Raw genomic sequence first — 18,856 nt, 5'->3', positions numbered from 1 at the left:
CGATGTGCGCAATGCTGCTGCCGGAACCGAAAAAGGCGGTTTTCGGAGAAGGAACGACAGGCCGGTTCGTCGGCTTGAATCTCATCACATCGGAAATCGCGTCGCCTGGATTCGATGCGAAGGAAATCGCGGAGATGAAGCTGTGGAATTATCGAGACCTTGCGGTACGGGCCGATGAAGCCGATTCGCTTCACATCGATATCAAGCTGAGCGACGCGCTTCCCGCAGCCGACGGGCAGATCGATCGGCCGGAGCTGTACGAAAAGCAAGGCTTTAGCCTGCGTGTCGGATCAAGCGGCGTCGAGATCGCTTTTGCCCATCGGGACGGCTATGTGAACGCGTTGTCCACGCTGAAGCAGCTGTTGGCCAAGCACGACGAGGGAGGCTACACGCTGCGGGAGGCCGACATTCTCGACTGGCCGTCCATCGAGAGGCGGTCCGTTTCCAACACGTTTGCCTGGTATGCCGGCTACGGCCGAATCGGCTTCGATATGCAGCTATGGGGCTACGACGAATGGATCGAGTACTTGAACATTTGCTCCGACCTCAAAATCAATCAATTTAATATGTGCATGTACGGCTACTGGCCTTTCCAGTTCGACGAATATCCGGAAACGATGCTCCAAGGCTACAAAATGAAAGTATGGAACGAAGAAAGCCGCAATTGGATCGAGATCGCTTATACGCACCCGAACATTTCCGACGAGTTTCTATCGCGTCTGTTCGCTTACGGCCACAAGCTCGGCATCGATTTCTTCGCTTATATCGGCCTGAACAGCTACAACGGCGGGTATCCGAGCATCTACAAAGACAAGCGCATGGTATTGCCCAAAGACGGAAAATTCGTAAACGATTTCGATACATTGTGTCTGAGCAGGCCGGAAAATATCGCTTATCTGAAAGCGGCCGTCCGGCGCGTCGTCCAGCTTGGCTTCGACGGCATCGACTTCGAGGAGAGCGAAGAGTCCTACTGGTTCTGCAATTGCGATGCCTGCGCGGAGACGTTTATGAAGAACCGGACTCCTGCGGAGGCGAAGCATAAGGCCAACTTCTGGCTGCTGAACACGCTCTACACGGAGATCAAGGACGAGAATCCGGACTGCGTCGTCGGCGTTCGCGCTTGGCGCGAGCCACCGCTTGAGAAGGATCTGGCGTATTTGGAGGACTGCAAGCGCAGCATCCCGGAGGACATCGTTCTGTTCTGGGCTCCGGGGCTGTACGTCTCGGACGACGAGTTCCCGAAATGGGTCGACGTATTCGGCAAGGAACGGATCTGGGCCCGGGATACGGAGGCGAACGCGGTCGCATCGACGATGGGACGGCTGATGCGCATTTTCAAGACGAACGTGATCCGCGCCGACGAGGAGACGAATCACCAGTATATCGAGAAAGACATCGATATGCATATCGATTCCGTCAAACACGGCGTCAAGGGCATTAACGGCTACATGTTCGAATGGTACGGCTACTTCCTGAACCTGTATTCTCATGCCTATTACGGATGGGGCTCGACAAAGGATCACGAAACGTTCTACCGCTATTCCGTGGAGGCGGTGTTCGGCGCAGAGCTGGCCAACGATATTTTGTACGTACTGCGCAGAATGCTGACGATTCACGAGAGCCAGTTCAATATTTTCCCGACGGAGTTCCCTTTCCTGCGCAACAAGGTGAAGGCTGAGGATATCCCGGTCATTCAGGAAGCGATTAAAGAGTGGCCGGAACTCGGGGCGAGAATCCGGCGGATCAAGGAAGCGATTCGCGGCGACGAGCGGCTTAAGGTGTACGTCAAGCACTTCGACAAGATCGAAAATTCGCACGAACGCAATCGCATCATCTACGATCTGGCGCTGGCTTCGATTTCCTACGATCTTGCGGTAACCCCCGAGGATAAGCGGACCTTCCTACGGGAGATGGATCGGCTGAACGAGCTGGATTTCGATCTGGTGAAAAGAATGTACTTCGACGTCAATCCGGTCGACGAGACGGGGATGCCTTCGTGCATGTACCCGTACCATGAGCTGAAGAGAGTCATCCATAACGAGCTGGACCCGGACAACCGGAACGACAGACAAATTTTCCTGGGCGTCGAGGCGTTTGGCTGGCTGTGGCTATAGGAAGGGGAGCAAACGTATGAAAGACGGCATTCACGTAGTTTTCGGCTTCGATATGGAGACGGACGTCGGCAGCTTCACGCCTTATTACGACGGGGTGAAGAACGCAACCGGACCGCTCGTCGAGCTGTTCGACAAGAAAGGTATTAAAGGAACCTTCTATTATACGGGGGATGCGGCGCGCCGCAATCCCCAAAGCGTAGAACTCGTCAAGCTGAGCGGCAACGAGGTCGGCTGCCACTCGTTGTTCCACGAGACGGTCGGCGACGAGCTGTTCCCGATCCCGGGCGTCGTGCCGCTGCTGCCGGAGGAGGTGCCGCTGCGCATCGAGAAAGCGACGGAATGGGTGCAGCAAGTGCTTGGGCATCAGCCGGTTTCGTTCCGCGCGCCTCGTTTATGGGGTTCGACGGCGCTGCTGAACTCGCTGGAACGGCTGAACTACGTGTCGGACGCGTCCTATCCGATGTATTTCTACCGGGAGCGTTTTGTGCCGTACCATCCGAGCAGGAGCGACTGGACGAAGGAAGGCGATATGAACATCGTCGAGATTCCGAATTTCGCCGACATGGTGATGAAGAGCAACGATCCGGGGTTGGAGCGGGACCGCGACCAGTGGCCGCTGTTCCGGACGCAGAGCGCGGACGAGTTGATGAAGCGCATCGACGGATTCGTGAAGTTTCTGCGGGAGCGCAACCTGCCCGTCGTCCTCTGTTTCTACTTTCATCCGTGGGAGTTCATTCCGATCCAGGAGAGTTACCACTATGGCGAAGCGACGGTGACGCCGGACCGGTTCCTGACGCTTGGCTGCGGCGAGAAGGCAATGAGCGAGTTCTCGATTTTGATCGATAGATTAAAGGATATGGGCTCGACGTTCCATCGCGCGGACGATTTCGCCGCCCTGTGGAGCCGTGCCGGGAAGGCGGGGGTTTAATGGGCGGACCGGCGGAACAACCGATTATTGAGCTGCGCGACGTCTCCAAGTCGTTTCCCGGCGTTCGCGCTCTGGATCACGTCTCGTTCAGCCTGCGTCCCGGCGAATGCCGCGCGCTTGTCGGGGAGAACGGCGCGGGCAAGTCGACTCTGGCGAAAATCATCATCGGCCATTACACGCCCTCCGAAGGGGCTGTATATGTGGGCGGGACGAACGTCACCGAGAAGGGCGGCTACAACGTCCGCAGCTCTCAGGCGATGGGAATCGCCGTCGTCCATCAGGAGCTGCAGCTCATTCCCGAGATGAACGGCCTGGAAAATTTGTTTATCGGCAGCTACGCGAAGAGGTTCGGGCTGGTCGACCGTAAGGCGATGATGCGCAAAGCCGCCGAGATTATGGATTTTCTCGGGTCGAGCGTTGATCTGACGGTGCCGATCAAGGAGCTGCGCATGGCGGAGAAGCAGATCATTCAGCTCGCCAAGGCGGTATCCATGCAGGCGAAAATGATCATTATGGACGAGTTGACGGCCGTGCTGCAGGAGAAGGAGATCGAAAATATTTACCGCATCATCCGCGTGCTGAAGCAGCGGGGCATGGGCATCATCTATATCTCGCATCGGCTGGATGAGATTTTCGAGGTGTGCGACACCTATACGGTGCTGTGCGACGGTCGGATGATTCATTCCGGCGAGGTGGCGGACGTGGATAAGGACCGGCTGATCGAGATGATTATCGGCCGGGAGATGACGCAGATATTTCCGCCTCTTAACGATAAGTTCGGAGCGCCGGTGCTGGAGCTGAAAGGATTTAGCGCGGGCAAGGCTTTCCGTAACATCGACTTGACGGTGCGGGCCGGCGAGGTCGTCGGCATCGCCGGACTGGTCGGCGCGGGCAAGACGGAGCTGCTGAACGCGATTTTCGGCAATTACAGGACGACGGGCGGAGAAATGTATTGGAAGGGCGAGAAGGTGAATTTCCGCAAGCCGTCCGCCGCCATCCGCAAGGGAATCGGCCTTGTGCCCGACGAGCGCAAGCAGCTCGGGCTCGTGATGAATTTCAACGTCGTGCACAATATTACGCTGCCCTCTCTCAAGCGCTTTAAGAAAGGGACGATGCAGCACAAGCAGGAGCGGGAGCAGGCGAATCAGGTCGCGCAGCTGATGCGCGTCAAGGCGACGCCCCAGCAGTCGGTCGTTAAGCTCAGCGGGGGCAACCAGCAGAAGATCGTCATCTCCAAATGGGTGCTGGCGGATTCGGAGCTGTTCCTCTTCGACGAGCCGACCCGAGGCATCGACGTAGGGGCGAAGGCGGAAATCTACAAGCTGGTCGGCGAGCTGACCGCGAAGGGCAAGTCCGTTATTATCGTGTCGCCGGAGCTGGAGGAGCTGATTGGAACGTGCCATCGCATCTACGTTATGTTCGAGGGCGAGTTCCAGACCTGCGTATCCGGCGAGCAGAAAACGCAAAGCCATATCATTAGCAAGCTGCTGGGGGTGTGACCGTGGAAGCGACAAGCAATCAACGGAGGAGTCTCGTGCCGGGCGCGGCGTTCTCCTCCTTCTTTAAAGAGTGGGCCATTCTGTTTATCTTCGTAGGGCTGTTCGCGGCCTGCGCCATTTTCGTGGACGGATTTTTCGACGGCAACAACATTTTGAACATCGTCCGTCAAATCTCGTTTCTCGCCATTATCGCCCTGGGACAATTTTTCGTCATCTTGATCGGCGGCATCGATATGTCGGCTTCCTCGTCGATCGGCTTTACGAGCGTTCTGCTGGCCGGACTTGTGCATTGGGAGAACGTGCCGATCGCGCTCGCCATCGTCCTCGTTCTGCTGGCTTCCATCGCTGTCGGGTTCGTGAACGGCCTGATGGCGGTATACGGGAAAATTCCGGCCTTTATCGCCACTCTGGTCACGATGATCGTGCTCAAGGGCGTGAACTACTTGTACAGCAACAGCATTCCGATCTCCGGTCTTCCGGCAGGATTCAAAAATCTCGGAGCCGGCCATATCGGGCCGATTCCGACGCCGATCGTCATTCTGGCGGTCATCGCGATCGCCTGCTACGTCTTCACGATGCATACCGCAACGGGCAGAAGCATCTATGCCGTCGGGGGCAACGAGGAAGCCAGCCGTCTGTCGGGCATCAACACGAACAAAATCAAGATGATCGCCTTCATTCTGGGCAGCTTCCTGACGGCGATCGGCGCGATTCTAATTACGTCAAGAACGATGGCCGGCCAGCCTACGATCGGGGAAAATATGCTGTTCGACGTCATTACGGTCGTCGTGCTTGGCGGAACGTCTCTGTCGGGCGGCCGGGGCAAAGTGGTCGGAGTCGTCATTGCGGCGCTGATCCTCGGAATTATCGATAACGCGATGGTGCTTCTGGGCATCGGATCTTACTGGCAATGGATCATTAAAGGGCTTATTCTTGCGGCCGTCGTTCTGATAGACGCCAAAACTAAAAAAGACTAAGGGAGATTATGCGCCATGACAGCAAGAGTATATATACCGGACCACGAGTACAAGGAAAGAATTCAGAAAGCGGCAAAGCTTGCGGCAGACAAAGGGCTGGACATCCTGATCGTTAATTCCAACGAAGCGGACTATGCGAACGCACGCTACTTTAGCGGCTTCTGGCCTCTGTTCGAACGGGCGGGCGTGGCGATTACGCCTGCAGGCGATGCAGCGCTGATGGTCGGCCCGGAGAGCTCGGTGTATGCTCGCGACTTCGGCAAAATCGACAAGCAGTTCACACTGATGGAATACCGCGAATCCGCCAACCCGAGCTACCCGGAGTTGAAGCCGAACACCTATCGCGAGGTGTTCAAGGCGCTGGGCGTTACCGGCTCGAAGCTGAAAATCGGCGTTGCCAGTCTGCTCGACACGAGCGTTGTCATGATGGAAGGGCTGAAGAGCAACTTCCCGGAGGCGGAAATCGTCGGTGCGGACGAAATCATGGTCGCGCTGCGCAGCATCAAGTCGGAGAACGAGATCGCGTGTATGCGCGAAGGCTTCCGCATTACCGAGCTGGCGACGCAGGAGGTCATTCGCACGATTCGTCCGGGCATGACGGAGTGTCAAATGGTCGGCGTCGCGCAACGAGTCATCTATGAAAACGGGGCGGAGTACGAGGGCTTGCCGATGTACATCTTCAGCGAAAAATCGACCCGTCATGCGATCTCCCGGTCGTCCCACCGGGTCATCAACAAAGGCGACATCGTGCAGCTCAACCTTTCGGCCAAGGTAGACGGCTACTCGCCGAGCATCGGCATGCCGATCAGCCTCGGCAAGCTGACTCCGGAGCGCCGTGCGGTCATCGAATTCGGGCTGAAGGCGCACGAGTGGACGCAGGCGAACTTGAAGGCGGGCGTACTGGCAAGCGACGTAGCGAAAGGCTTCCTGCAATTTTTCAAAGATAACGGGTACGAGAAAAACTATCTGTACGGCCCGTGCCACGGCACGGGAATGATCGAGGTGGAAGCGCCGTGGATGGAGACGTCGTCTAGCTATCTGCTGCAGCCGAACATGACGTTCCAGATCGATACGTTCGTCACCACGGACACGTTCGGCATCCGCTGGGAGAAGGGCGCGGTCATCCGCGAGGACGGCTGCGAGCTGCTGTGCAGTCCGATCGGCACGATTCACGAATTGGAGTTTTAAGTAAGAGGAGAGGGCCTTTCCCTAAGAGAACCGCTGACGGTATTCTCTAGGGGAGAGGCCTTCTGTTTTCAGAAAACAGGAGCTGAAATAAGGCGCCTGGTTAAAGCCAACCTCCTCGGCAATGCGCGCGATCGGAAAATCGGTCTGCATGAGCAGCAGCTTGCTCTGCTCGATCCGGTAGCGGAGCAGATAGGCCATCGGAGACAGACCGTATTCTTTCTGCATGCAGCGGGCGACGTAGACCGGATGGAAGCTTAAGGCTTCGCCTAGGGAGCGAGCGGTAATCTCCTCGCGGTAGTGATTGCGGAGATAGGCGGCGGCCTGCTCTGCACATGCGGCGGCAGGCGACGCAAGCTGGGATTCGATGCTGGCGGTGAGCTGCCGCAGCGCTTCCTGGAACAGCACCTGCTGCTTGAACCGCGAGGCGTTCAAATGCGCTTCGGGAGCGAGGGCGATGATTTGCTCCATCAGCTCTCCGAATTTGCCGGGCTGGGGCAGCCTGGCGAACTGGGGGAGCACGAGCGGAAACGAGCTGGTATCGAATTTGTATGATTCGTCTCGTTCGTCGCGAAGCTCCGGCGTTCTGCGAGGCGGGACGGTATCCGTCGCGCGCCAGCTTCCCGCCGTCTGAAAATGCAGCCAGTAGTAATCGGTTTTCTCGCGGCAGCCTTCCGTCGCATAATGATAGGCATCCGGACGAAGGAGCAGAGCGGTTCCTTCCGAAACCTCGTAGCGACGATCTCCCTCCCCGATATAGAGGCATCCCTTCATGACCGCAAGCATATCGAATACGCCTATGTTTCTTCTGCTCATATGCTTCTCCCCGATCGTAAACTTCGTAAAGCCGCTTGCGATGAAATGCGGCAGCGGCGGCAGGGTGAACTCCAGAAGCTCCATGCGCATAGTCCTCCCGAATGAGGTTTGTAAATTGAAAGAAAGAGTTTGAAAACTGAACCATCGAACTTGTTAATGCCACTATAATTTGTTTTGCGCACAAAGTCTAACCTGTGCAGATTATACAAAGCATAATGGCTTGACAGGAGTTGTAAACGTGAAATCCAATCGTAATCCCTATGGGCTATGGGCGCTGGCCTGGCCCATCTTTATTGAAGTACTGCTGCAGACGCTGCTCGGGACCGTAGATACGGTCATGGTCAGCCGAATCTCGGACGATGCGGTGGCGGTCGTCGGTTTGTCCGGGCAGCTGTTTGCGGCGCTTACGACGCTATTCATGACCATCTCGGGAGGCGCGGGCATACTGATCGCCCAGAAGCTGGGTGCGAAACGCGGCGAGGACGCGAGGACGATTGCGATTATGGGGCTGACCGTATGCGGCGGCATCGGCCTGACGATCAGCCTGCTGTTGCTCACACAGGCGAAGGCGCTGGCTAATCTGCTGAACGTCTCTGCGGAACTGTTGCCTCTCTGGGACGTCTATGTCTCCTACTTCGGCGGCGGAATGATGCTTACCGCTCTAATTGCCGCGTTGAGCACGGCGATTCGCAACACGGGCAATACGAGAGCTCCGATGTATATCGGGATCGCGATGAACGTCATTCATATTGCGATGAACTACGTGCTCATATTCGGAATGTTCGGATTTCCGGAATGGGGGTTGTTCGGCGTAACCGTATCGGGCAACGTCAGCCGGCTGATCGCCGTCCTGCTGCTGTTCTACGTGTTCATTCAAGCGTTCGATCGCCGAATCGGCTTCAAGGATCTGTTTACGTTCAAGCCGAGACTGTTTAAGGAAATCGTTCATATCGGCTGGCCGCTTGGCGTGAACATGTCGGGCTGGGTATTCTCTCAGCTGGCGATCTATACCTTTATTGCGATGCTGGGTGCGGCGGAGCTGGCGACGAAAACGTATATGAGTACGTTGGAATCGTTCTGCTTTATGCTGGGCTACGCAATCTCTCTGGCTATTCAGATTCAGGTCGCGCACCTGTTCGGAGCGGGGAAGACAAGGGAAGCGTATGTCGGAGCTTATCGCGCGCTTGCGATCGGGATCGGCTTGGCGATGATCAATGCGCTGTTGCTGCTGTTCATGGGACGTCATCTGCTCGGCCTGTTTTCGCAAAATGAAGCGATTCTGGCGCTTGGAACGTCGCTGCTCGCGCTGAATCTGCTGCTGCAGCCGGGCAAGGTGCTCAACATGTCGCTGAACAATGCGCTTAACGCGGTCGGGGATACCCGCTATACGATGATGACCGCTCTTTGCTCCATGTCTCTTGTCGCGACGGGAGGCTCTTATTGGCTGGGTATTCATGCAGGCTGGGGGCTGGCCGGCATTTATTGCTGCATGATCGCCGACGAATGGGTACGAGGTCTTCTCGTGCTCCGACGATGGAAAGGGCAGAAGTATTTACGGAGAGCGGAGGCGGCTTCGCGCCCATTGGAATCCCGTGCAATCGCTGCGGAGACGGGGATGTCAGTGTGATTGTGATTGGGGCGCCCTTAAGGTGTCTTCATTTAATCTTCATAGAACCTTCATCCGATGTTCATGTTGGATTCTTTTATCCGTGCTAATATTATATTTAGATCAAGTATAAATTAAAACGGAGGGATTCTATATGACCACAACAACTTCCAACACCATGACCGTGAGCACCGTACTGAATCAACAAATCGCCAACTGGACCGTTCTTTATATGAAGCTTCACAATTTCCATTGGTACGTGAACGGGCCGCAATTTTTCACGCTGCATGCCAAATTCGAGGAGCTGTACACCGAAGCTGCCACCCATGTTGACGTTCTGGCGGAGAGACTGCTGGCGATCGGCGGAAAGCCTGTAGCGACCTTGACCGAAAGCCTGCGCCTGTCGAGCGTCCGTGAAGCGAGCGGGGATGAGTCGGCAGAGCAAATGGCGTCGTTCGTTGCGGAAGACTTCGCTCAACTGGCCGGCGAATTGAAGCAGGGCATTAAAGTCGCCGAATCGTTCGATGACGAGGATACGGCCGACCTGCTGTTAGGCATGAAAACGGGCTTGGAGAAGCATGCCTGGATGCTTAACGCCTTCGTCGGGCGCTGATTCCGGAAGCGAGTTGCGAAGCGCGGAGGGCCGAATTACAATAGACGGATAGGAGGCGAGTAAGATGGGAGCTTCTATTCGTCCGATCGGTCCCCCGCGCTTTGCCGTTGCCGTTCATATTTTGGTCGGACTGGCGCGAAGCGGCTGCAATCTGTCGAGTACAACGATCGCGGATCAAATTCATTCCCACGCGACCTTCATGCGCAGAATTTTAGCGCGACTAGCCCATGCCGGGCTTGTCGAGGCGCGCGAAGGCCGAGACGGAGGATATCGGCTGAAGCTGCCGGCGGAGCAGATTACGCTCGCAGACGTCTTTGCGGCGATCCGATGGGACGGCGCGGAGGAGTCGGGAAGCGAAAGCGGCAGTAAGGCGGAGGAGTCGCTATACGGCGAGGTCGATTGGAACGAACGGCTTGACGTGGAGTTGATCGGCATCATGAACGCGATGGATCGTCAGATGCTGGATTATTTGCGTCGGCACACAATTGCGAGTCTGGTCTGAATCGGGATCGGCTTTCTTAAAGGTCGTTACTATAGGAAAACTGGGATGGGGCTATCCTATAAGCGCATTAAGTTGCTCTGAAAGATGATCGACGGTGAACGTGACAGGGGTATATACCTTCTTCCGATGCTATACGCTCCTGAAATCTGAATGGGTAACCTGTTATAATGTGATTTCAGGAGCGTATGAGGCAGTCTCCAGGCTAATCATGACCCATAACGTTTCCAAATTGAATTGGAAATGAACTTTTTACGACGGCCCTATTTTTACACATGAGTTAACACCCTACGAAGAGACCTCTGCGAGGGAAGTTAGTCGAAAAAACATACAAAGCAACTCAGATCAGACTCAAACGACGGACGTTTGTAGTAAAAATCGTACAAAGCAACTCAGATCAGGCTCAAACGATGGACTTTTGTAGTAAAAATCGTACAGAGCAACTCGGATCAGGCTCAAACGATGGACGTTTGTAGGAAGAATCGTACAAAACGACCAAAATCAAGGGTTATATGTCGCTAAAACGTCTTCGATGAATATACGAATACCTTCTGGAAATTATCTGGAAGTGTTGTGGGTCATGATTAGGTCTACAGAAGGTATATATATCCCTTACCTTGTCTATCGATCATCTCGAGCAACTTTACTTATTGGACAGTCCCGTCTTGTGTTAATCCCGCCATTCCGCAAGTCGTCTAGACTTTTTTGCGGGATGGCTTCTTTTATATCTTTTAAATCTTACGAATTACTTAGCAAGTGCCAAGAGATTGTGGGCTTCATCTTCAAGTTGCGATTGCATGCGCTCGGCGAGCTTCCGACAGGTAAGCTTCTGGCTTTCAGTGAGAGTTCCTGCAAAATGCAGCGCCTCCAGGTAGTATGCGATAAAGCCGTACTCCTTGTTGTCAATTTCCGAATCATAGTTGAAGCTTTCCAGCCGCTTCAGACATTCCGCTGCAAGCTCGTTCCCGTAATGCTGGAGGTGAAGGAAGATATCGTATTCGCATTTAGTGTAGACAAACGGCGTTACATCGATGTATCCACTGTTTACGGCGTCGGTCCAATAATCCAGAGCGGCGGCGACAGGCAAGTCCTTGATTTGATTCAACTCGGCCTCGAATTGCCGGTCTTTTACTTGAATATCCGGAAACACCTTGTAAAATAACTGAAGATCGATCGTCTTGCGCATTGTCAGGCTGTAGTCGACATAGCCGTTATCGGTGGCAGCGAATGCGATAAAATCATCCGTCTTTGTTTAGCGCCGCAAACGCATCCTCGGCAATTAATCTCTGCATCGCTTTTAACGCCAACACTTGATATCCCGCGCGTACAATTCCCGCTTCAATCGCTATCGTAATTTTCCCGACATCATCGTCTGAGGAAGATTGTTCGACATCGTAGGAGCGTTCTGCGATCTTTTCAAATTGCTCGATTACTTTGCCGTGACCGCCCATATGCTCCTGCCAAAATTGAAAATCGAAATCGCCCATATTGTATTTCAGCGAATTGGCATGCTCGAATTGATTAGTCCGGTAGCTCCTTTATGGGGATTTGAAGTGAATTGATTTTATCGTAACATAGATGTTGGAAGAAATGACCTATATTTAGGCGGCGGCTTGCCGGCTATGTAACAGCTTCGATTTCCGTTAATAAGAGCTTGACAAACCTATACAATTGTATTATCTTAAATTTAAGATAAATTTCAAAAGAACATTTACGCTGAGAAATACGCTGAGAAATGAACGGAAGGAAGGTGAGGCCGATGACGGAGAATAAACGGGATACATCGCTTGATCTGTATATCGCTCTGACTCGGGCGAGCCAGTGGGTGAATGCGCATGTCGATCGGGACATTAAGCGCTCCGGTCTAAACCGGACCGAATTCGGAGTGCTTGAGCTGCTATATCATAAAGGGTCGCAGCCGCTGCAGCAGATCGGCGGAAAAGTGCTTATGAGCAGCGGCAACATCACTTACGTAGTGGATAAGCTGGAGCAAAAGGGACTCGTTCGGCGGAGAGCCTGCACGGAGGATAGACGCCTCGTGTACGCGGATATTACGGATGCGGGTCGTCAGATGATTGAAGAGGTTTTTCCCGAGCATACGGAAGTTATTCGACAGGCGGTAGACGGATTGGACGAGGGAGAAAAGATGGCGGTCAGTGCGTTGCTCAAAAAGCTTGGAAAAGCGGCGGAAGAGGGATTTAAATAGAAGCGCGCAGTCACGGGGCTGCCGGAAGTCAAGAATAAGACAATGGGCATCTGGTTTGCACAAGTCGCTTCTATTTTTGCCATATATCTTAAAATAAAGATTCTTAAAATTATCATATCAAAGGCGGAATGACGAATGAGCAGCTTCGAGACATTGGTGAAAGATCGCAGATCGGCGATGAAGTTCATACCTAACGTGGATATATCGGAACGCGAGCTGAACGAGATGTTTAGCTTAACGAAGTTCGCTCCCTCGGCGTTTAATCTTCAACATACGCACTATATCGTCGTGAAGGACCCGGAGATCAAAAACAAGCTTTACGGAGCGGCTAACAAGCAGTACAAAGTGCTAAGCTCCTCCGCCGTTATTCTTGTGTTGGGCAATACTAACGCCTACCAAGACGTTGGCCCCATTCATGAAGGCTTACTGAATCTGGGCGTTATGAGCAAGCAGGAGTATGATATGACCGTCGATTCGGTACTGTCTTTCTACGGAGAACGGGGAGAGTCGTTCAAACGCGACGAGGCGATCCGCAGCGCAAGCTTATCGGCGATGCTGTTCATGCTGATTGCCAAGGACAGAGGCTGGGATACTTGTCCGATGATCGGCTTCGATCCGGTTGCAGTCGGTCAAATCTTGAATATCCCCGATACGCACGTGCCGGCAATGATGATTACGATCGGCCATGAGGACACGTCGACACAGCGGCCTCGCGGCTACCGCAAGCCTGTAGGCGAGTTCGTGAGCTATAACGGTTTCTAAACGGACATTTCGATAAAAGGAGAGAATAACAATGACACAGCGTACAACAGGCATTCATCACGTTACGGCTTTCGTTAGAGACGCACAGGCTACCGTGGATTTTTACTCGGGAGTGCTTGGACTGAGACTGGTGAAAAAAACGATCAATTTCGATGCGCCGGAGGTGTACCACCTTTACTTCGGCAACGAAGCGGGCAGTCCGGGAACGATAATCACGTTCTTCCCGTGGGCGACGTCGCGCAAAGGGCGGATCGGGGGAGGACAGGTCGGAGTCACCTCTTATGTCGTGCCGATGGGAGCGCTGGACTTCTGGCGGGAGCGCTTTGAGAAGTTCCGCATTTCGACGACACAGACGAGCCGTTTCGGGGAGCGACTGCTGCAGCTGGAAGATCCGGACGGTCTAAGGGTCGAGTTGGTGGAGCGGGATGCTGGCACGTCAAGCCGGTGGGCGTTCGGAGGAGTTCCGGAGAATAAGGCGATTAAAGGCTTTGGCGGGGCGCTGCTGTTCAGTACGGCGCCGGAACGAACGGCGTTTGCGCTTGAGCGAGTGATGGGCTTGAGCAAAGTATCCGAGGAAGACGGCTACGTTCGATTCCAGGCTACCGGAGATTTGGGCAATATCATTGACGTTAACGTTGCGCCGATGGCTCCCGGCATTGGCGGAGCGGGAACGGTGCATCATATCGCTTGGAGAGCGACAGACGACGAGGATCATGCTCGCTGGAGGAGCCTTGTCGAGGAGAACGGCTTCCATCCGACCCCGTTTGTCGACCGGCAATATTTTAATGCGATTTATTTCCGCGAGGAAGGCGGAATACTGTTCGAGATCGCGACCGATCCTCCGGGCTTCGCACGGGATGAGCCTGCGGAGACGATGGGCGAGAAGCTGATGCTGCCGGATTGGTTCGAGCCGCATCGGGCACAGATCGAGCAGGGGCTAACGCCGATCGAAGTTCGCGTATTGGAGGAGGATCGCCAGTGAAGCACATTTATCGACAAGGCTCCGATACGAGCGCTCCTACGCTTTTGCTTCTGCACGGAACGGGCGGTACGGAGCAAGATTTGCTACCGCTGGCCGAGAGGATCTCGCAGGGCTCCTCTATTCTAAGCGTGAGGGGCAACGTACTGGAAAATGGCATGCCGCGGTTTTTCCGCAGGCTGGCCGAAGGGGTTTTCGATATGGAGGACCTCGAATTCCGGACGAAGGAGCTGCACGCTTTCTTGGACCAGGCGGCCGGCGAGTACGGCTTTGCCCGCGACAATGTGGTAGCGGTCGGCTATTCCAACGGCGCGAATATTGCAGGCAGCATGTTGTTTTACTACGCCAACTCTTTGCGCGGGGCGATTTTGCACCATCCGATGGTTCCGAGAAGGGATTTGCAGCTTCCCGATCTTGCCGGAGTACCGGTATTCATTGGCGCGGGAGAGAACGACCCCATCTGCACGCCGCAGGAAACCGGAGAACTTCAAGCGCTGCTGACGGGAGCGGGAGCCGAGGTCACGCTGCACTGGGAACAGTTCGGTCATCGATTGACGGCGACCGAGGCGGACGCGGCGGCTCAATGGTTTTCTCGAACATTCGAAGGAGGCGGAGAGCGAATATGATCGGACTCGATCCGGCGGATATTAGCGATAAGGACAGTTACAAACTGCTGATTGGCGGCATCATTCCTCGGCCGATCGCATTCGTCACGACGCTCTCCAAATCGGGGGTCCTGAACGCCGCTCCGTACAGCTATTTCAATATCGTAACGGCCAACCCGCCGATGATCTCGATTTCCGCGCAACGGAGAAACGGCGAGCGCAAGGATACGGCCAGAAACGCGATCGAGATCGGGCAGTTCGTTGTCCATATTTCCGACGAATCGAACATTGCGAAGATCAACGATACCGCCGCTAGCGTTCCGTCCGATCAGAGCGAGGTGGAGCTTGCCGGACTTACCCCGGTTCCGAGCTCGAAAATCGTTGTGCCGGGCGTCGCCGAGGCGAAAATCAGGCTCGAATGCGTGTTGGAGCAGGCGATTCCGCTAGGCGGCAGCGCGATGGCGCGCGCATGCGATCTGCTGATCGGGAAAGTCGTGTACTTCCATCTTGACGAGTCGGTGTACAAGGACGGATATGTCGATCCCGCTCAGCTCAAGGCGGTAAGCCGGCTGGCGGGCAGCTCCTATGCGAAGCTAGGCGATCTCTTTTCCATCGAGAGACCTCTATAAGACAACGAGCAACAGGCAGCGGCCGTACGCTGTCTGTTTTTTTGCGGATGAAATCCGGTTCCTGAACGTTGCATTGGGGAAGGTTATCTAATAGGACGCATCGATTTATCGGAACACGAAGGAGAGATTCATGCATACTCGCCGACAGCGCCGCGACGGAAAATTGGACGATCAGACGCTCCTCCTGCTCGCGGTTAACGGACTGTTTGTGATGGCTACCGCCTTGTCCGGCACTTATTTCGGAATCTATATCTGGAAAGCCAGCAACGATTATTTCAAGCTGGGATGGTTTACGCTGATCACTCATCTCTGCATGGGGCTGACGTTCTGGATTGCCGGCAATGCGGCCAAAGAAGGCAACAAGATGATTCTGCTAAGGCTGGGCATCGCGATTTCCGCCGGGTTCTACGCCCTTGTGCTTCTTCTGAAAGGGAGCGCCATGCACTATATTTGGTTGCTGGGCATCGTCCAGGGGGCGGCGACGGGGCTGTTTTGGCTGGCTTATAATGTCGTCTATTTCGAAGCGACGGAGCCGGACAATCGGGATAAGTTCAACGGCTGGGCAGGGACGATCGCTTCGCTAATCGGCATTGTCGTACCTTGGAGTTCCGGATGGCTCATCTCCCGTTTAGGCGGCGAAGGCGGCTATCGGGCGATCTTCATTGCTTCGGCGGGGGTGTTCTTGGCCGCGATTGCCACCAGCTTTTTCATTCGCAATCGCAAAACGTCGGGGAACTATCATTGGCAATGGCCATACCATCTGCTGAAACAGCGCGATTCTTCATGGCCGAAGGTCATGGGCGCATTGGCTGCTCAAGGTGTCCGCGAGAGCGTGTTTGGCGTCCTGATCGGAGTGTTAATCTACGTGCAGACCGGGAGCGAGATGAAGCTGGGCAACTATATGCTGCTGACTTCCGCGGTGGGCTTTGCGAGCTTTCTATGCGTGGGAAAATGGCTCAAACCCAAGTGGAGGTACGGAGGAATGCTGGCGGGAGCCGTGGCGCTTATCGCGGTTATTCTCCCGATGTTCGCCGGCTTCAGCTATGCGACGCTGCTTGCTTTCGGTCTTGGCGCCTCTTTGTTCTTCCCGTTGTACATTCTGCCGATGACTACGGTTGTCTTCGATTTGATCGGAAAAGACGAAGAGAGTGCGGAGAAAAGAGTGGAATACGTCGTAGCCCGGGAGCTGGCGCTTAACGTTGGCCGTATCGTCGGAATGGCTGTGTTCATGGGGGTCATCTATGTCAGCCAAACGCCGCCGGCGATGATGTGGCTGCTGCTCGCGATAGGAAGCTCTCCGCTGCTGAGCTGGCTGTTCATGCGCAAAGCGCTGCTGGCCGGAGAAAAACGAAAGGGGTTGACATGAAACCTTTTGGTTTCCTATAATGAAGACGTGAAATGAAACCAAAAGGTTTCCTATACGGAGGCGAAGTGACACATGACCGCATCACCTAATGAGAACAAACTGCCCGATATTCGTCAGACTCAACTGTTTAATGCGCCAATTGAGAAGGTTTGGACGGCCGTTGCGACCGCCGAAGGGATCGCGGCTTGGTTTATGCCGAACGATTTTCAGCCGAATGTCGGCCATGAGTTCCATCTCGATGCCGGGCCTTTCGGCAAATCCCCGTGCAAAGTAACGGAGATCGATCCGCCGAACCGACTTTCGTTTAACTGGGGCAAGGATTGGTTCGTGATATTCGAGCTGGTGGCCAAGGAAGGACAGACCGAATTTACGCTTATTCACGGCGGTTGGTCCACAGAGGGGGCGACCGAGTTCGGCGAGCCCCATGAAGTCGTGCGCGACCGGATGAACGGCGGCTGGGTCGGCATCGTGGCGAAGCTGGGCGAATATGTCCGCTCTTAACCGAGCTTCGGAGGAGCCGAAATACGACGTCTTCCAGGCGATCGCCGACCCGACCCGCAGGGGAGTCCTCCGCTTGCTCGGCGAGCGGGAGCTGCCGGTGAACGCGATCAGCAGTCATTTTCCGATGACTCGCACCGCGGTCTCCAAGCATTTGCGTATTTTGGCCGAAGCCGGGCTGGTAAAGGAGCGCAAGGTTGGCCGAGAGACGCGCTATCGTCTCGACGCTGATCCGTTGCGCGAGATCAAGAGCTGGCTGGCCTTCTATGAGCGTTTTTGGGAGAACAAGCTTGATGCGCTTAGGCGTTACGTTGAGGCGGACGAAGGGGATAATGAATAGAAGAAGAGGCCGAGTCCGGACGAAATTCGCCCGGGAGCTCGACCTCTTTTTTTTATTAAAGAAGCTTTAATGCCGAAGCCAAGAACACCTTCATCCCGACTATAAGCGACTCCTCGTCGATGTCGAACTTCGGATGATGATGCGGATGCACGATGCCTCGCTCCTTGTTGCCCGCGCCGACGTTGAAGTACGTTCCGGGAGCCTGGTTCAAGTAAGCGGAGAAATCGTCCGCCGACATGCTCGGTTGGATTTCGTACAGCGCGTCGCGGCCGAACAGCTCCGCTACGGCATCGGCTACGACGCGAGTCACTTCCGGATCGTTAACCAGCGGGCGATAGCCGTAATGATATTGGAGCTCGTACTCCGCTTCGTGAGCCTGTGTAATTCCCGCGAGGATTCGCTCCATGCGACGGGGGACGTCGGCACGCAGCTCCGTGTCCATGCAGCGGACCGTGCCGCAGAGCTGCACGCTTCCCGGAATGACATTATGAGCATGACCGCCAATAAACTGCGTTACGGAGACGACTAGTGGCTTCATCGGATCGGTCGTCCTGGAGGCGATATGCTGCAGGTTCGTCACGACCTGGGCGCCGATGGCGATGGCGTCGACCGTCTTGTGCGGTTCGGCGGCGTGGCCCCCCTTGCCGGTAATCGTAATCGTAAACGTATCCGGAGAAGCGAGCATCGGTCCGGCGACTACGCCAACCCGTCCGACCTCGACGGGCGATTGGAGATGCGCGCCGATGACATGGTTCACGCCGTCCATAACTCCGGCTGCGATCATTTCGTCCGCGCCGCCGGGCGGCAGCTCCTCCGCATGCTGGAATAGAAAACGTATCTCGCCTTCCAGCTCCTCCGCATGCTCTGATAATACCCGGGCCACGCCTAGCACGGTAGCCGTATGCCCGTCGTGGCCGCAAGCGTGCATGACGCCCTGCTCTTGCGAAGCGAACGGCAAGCCGGTGTCCTCCTGGATCGGCAAGGCGTCGATATCGGCGCGGATGGCCAGCGTACGTCCCGGGCGGGCTCCGACCAGCCGGGCCATGACGCTGGAGGCGGTGGGCCTCGTAACGATAAGTCCGCCAAAGCCGTTTAATATGTCCTCGATGTACTGCGCCGTTTTCGTCTCCGCGAAGGAAAGCTCCGGATGGCGGTGCAGATAACGCCGCCATTCCACGACTTGGGGATAGAGAGCTTCGGCTCTCTCCAGCAATCGGTCAAGATTCATATCGGA

At 55.1% G+C, this 18,856-nt stretch carries 20 protein-coding genes; 16 read left to right on the top strand and 4 right to left on the bottom strand.

Going from position 1 to position 18,856, the window contains the following annotated elements:
• Positions 1-2: 2 nt before the first annotated feature.
• Genes J4772_RS34370 through J4772_RS34350 form a run of 5 tightly spaced genes read left to right on the top strand, consistent with a single transcriptional unit; the run spans position 3 to position 6,706 of the window.
• Positions 3-2,114, top strand: coding sequence for a glycoside hydrolase family 20 zincin-like fold domain-containing protein (locus J4772_RS34370; RefSeq protein WP_209073307.1), 2,112 nt, complete (start codon positions 3-5; stop codon positions 2,112-2,114).
• A gap of 16 nt (positions 2,115-2,130) precedes the next feature.
• Positions 2,131-3,042 carry a polysaccharide deacetylase family protein gene (locus tag J4772_RS34365; RefSeq protein WP_116065729.1) on the top strand — a complete coding sequence of 304 codons (912 nt, stop codon included), beginning with the start codon at positions 2,131-2,133 and terminating at the stop codon, positions 3,040-3,042.
• On the top strand, positions 3,042-4,541 hold the full coding sequence (locus J4772_RS34360; protein WP_209073306.1) for a sugar ABC transporter ATP-binding protein: 1,500 nt from the start codon (positions 3,042-3,044) through the stop codon (positions 4,539-4,541). The genes J4772_RS34365 and J4772_RS34360 overlap by 1 nt, the downstream gene beginning before the upstream one ends.
• A gap of 2 nt (positions 4,542-4,543) precedes the next feature.
• Positions 4,544-5,518, top strand: coding sequence for an ABC transporter permease (locus tag J4772_RS34355; RefSeq protein WP_181918179.1), 975 nt, complete (start codon positions 4,544-4,546; stop codon positions 5,516-5,518).
• 15 nt (positions 5,519-5,533) lie between these two features.
• Entirely contained in the window at positions 5,534-6,706 is a 1,173-nt protein-coding gene (locus J4772_RS34350) for a M24 family metallopeptidase (RefSeq protein WP_209073305.1), read from the top strand.
• A 21-nt stretch (positions 6,707-6,727) separates the two neighbouring features.
• Here the strand turns inward: J4772_RS34350 and J4772_RS34345 are convergent, their stop codons facing one another.
• Entirely contained in the window at positions 6,728-7,603 is an 876-nt protein-coding gene (locus J4772_RS34345; protein WP_116064817.1) for a helix-turn-helix transcriptional regulator, read from the bottom strand.
• A 154-nt stretch (positions 7,604-7,757) separates the two neighbouring features.
• Between J4772_RS34345 and J4772_RS34340 the strand changes: the two genes are divergently transcribed.
• From J4772_RS34340 to J4772_RS34330, 3 genes are all read left to right on the top strand, one after another.
• The gene (locus J4772_RS34340) at positions 7,758-9,146 is read left to right on the top strand and encodes an MATE family efflux transporter (RefSeq protein WP_209073304.1); all 1,389 of its coding nucleotides are present in this window, start codon (positions 7,758-7,760) and stop codon (positions 9,144-9,146) included.
• Positions 9,147-9,279: 133 nt separating this feature from the next.
• Positions 9,280-9,738 carry a Dps family protein gene (locus J4772_RS34335; RefSeq protein WP_209073303.1) on the top strand — a complete coding sequence of 153 codons (459 nt, stop codon included), beginning with the start codon at positions 9,280-9,282 and terminating at the stop codon, positions 9,736-9,738.
• Between the two features lie 64 nt (positions 9,739-9,802).
• Positions 9,803-10,240, top strand: coding sequence for an RrF2 family transcriptional regulator (locus tag J4772_RS34330; RefSeq protein WP_209073302.1), 438 nt, complete (start codon positions 9,803-9,805; stop codon positions 10,238-10,240).
• Between the two features lie 742 nt (positions 10,241-10,982).
• On the opposite strand, the gene J4772_RS34325 is transcribed toward J4772_RS34330, so the two are convergent.
• Both J4772_RS34325 and J4772_RS34320 read right to left on the bottom strand, forming a co-directional pair.
• Positions 10,983-11,423 carry a hypothetical protein gene (locus tag J4772_RS34325; protein ID WP_209073301.1) on the bottom strand — a complete coding sequence of 147 codons (441 nt, stop codon included), beginning with the start codon at positions 11,421-11,423 and terminating at the stop codon, positions 10,983-10,985.
• 52 nt (positions 11,424-11,475) lie between these two features.
• A complete protein-coding gene (locus J4772_RS34320) occupies positions 11,476-11,724 on the bottom strand; it encodes a hypothetical protein (RefSeq protein ID WP_209073300.1) in 249 nt (82 codons plus the stop codon).
• 272 nt (positions 11,725-11,996) lie between these two features.
• Here J4772_RS34320 and J4772_RS34315 point away from each other — a divergent pair, with 272 nt between their 5' ends.
• The 8 genes from J4772_RS34315 (at position 11,997) to J4772_RS34280 (ending at position 17,622) form a co-directional block, all read left to right on the top strand.
• Complete coding sequence (locus J4772_RS34315) at positions 11,997-12,443, top strand: MarR family winged helix-turn-helix transcriptional regulator (RefSeq protein WP_116064820.1); 447 nt, start codon at positions 11,997-11,999, stop codon at positions 12,441-12,443.
• A 135-nt stretch (positions 12,444-12,578) separates the two neighbouring features.
• Positions 12,579-13,205: a nitroreductase family protein gene (locus J4772_RS34310; protein ID WP_116064821.1), complete on the top strand. Its 627-nt coding sequence runs from the start codon at positions 12,579-12,581 to the stop codon at positions 13,203-13,205.
• Positions 13,206-13,236: 31 nt separating this feature from the next.
• Complete coding sequence (locus J4772_RS34305; RefSeq protein WP_209073299.1) at positions 13,237-14,187, top strand: ring-cleaving dioxygenase; 951 nt, start codon at positions 13,237-13,239, stop codon at positions 14,185-14,187.
• Positions 14,184-14,810: an alpha/beta hydrolase gene (locus J4772_RS34300; protein ID WP_209073298.1), complete on the top strand. Its 627-nt coding sequence runs from the start codon at positions 14,184-14,186 to the stop codon at positions 14,808-14,810. The genes J4772_RS34305 and J4772_RS34300 overlap by 4 nt, the downstream gene beginning before the upstream one ends.
• Positions 14,807-15,418, top strand: a complete 612-nt coding sequence (locus J4772_RS34295) for a flavin reductase family protein (RefSeq protein ID WP_209073297.1) — start codon at positions 14,807-14,809, stop codon at positions 15,416-15,418. The genes J4772_RS34300 and J4772_RS34295 overlap by 4 nt, the downstream gene beginning before the upstream one ends.
• Before the next feature lie 130 nt (positions 15,419-15,548).
• Positions 15,549-16,784 (top strand): MFS transporter, encoded by a 1,236-nt coding sequence (locus tag J4772_RS34290; protein WP_209073296.1) that lies wholly within the window; start codon positions 15,549-15,551, stop codon positions 16,782-16,784.
• A 72-nt stretch (positions 16,785-16,856) separates the two neighbouring features.
• On the top strand, positions 16,857-17,285 hold the full coding sequence (locus J4772_RS34285) for an SRPBCC family protein (RefSeq protein ID WP_209073295.1): 429 nt from the start codon (positions 16,857-16,859) through the stop codon (positions 17,283-17,285).
• Positions 17,272-17,622: an ArsR/SmtB family transcription factor gene (locus J4772_RS34280; protein WP_209073294.1), complete on the top strand. Its 351-nt coding sequence runs from the start codon at positions 17,272-17,274 to the stop codon at positions 17,620-17,622. The genes J4772_RS34285 and J4772_RS34280 overlap by 14 nt, the downstream gene beginning before the upstream one ends.
• 55 nt (positions 17,623-17,677) lie before the next feature.
• On the opposite strand, the gene J4772_RS34275 is transcribed toward J4772_RS34280, so the two are convergent.
• Positions 17,678-18,850: an amidohydrolase gene (locus J4772_RS34275; RefSeq protein ID WP_209073293.1), complete on the bottom strand. Its 1,173-nt coding sequence runs from the start codon at positions 18,848-18,850 to the stop codon at positions 17,678-17,680.
• Positions 18,851-18,856: the final 6 nt, after the last annotated feature.

The organism is Cohnella sp. LGH (genome assembly GCF_017671885.1).
GTDB lineage: Bacteria > Bacillota > Bacilli > Paenibacillales > Paenibacillaceae > Cohnella > Cohnella phaseoli.
Note: the sequence above shows the minus strand (reverse complement) of the source record. Positions and strands in the feature narration are given on the sequence as shown.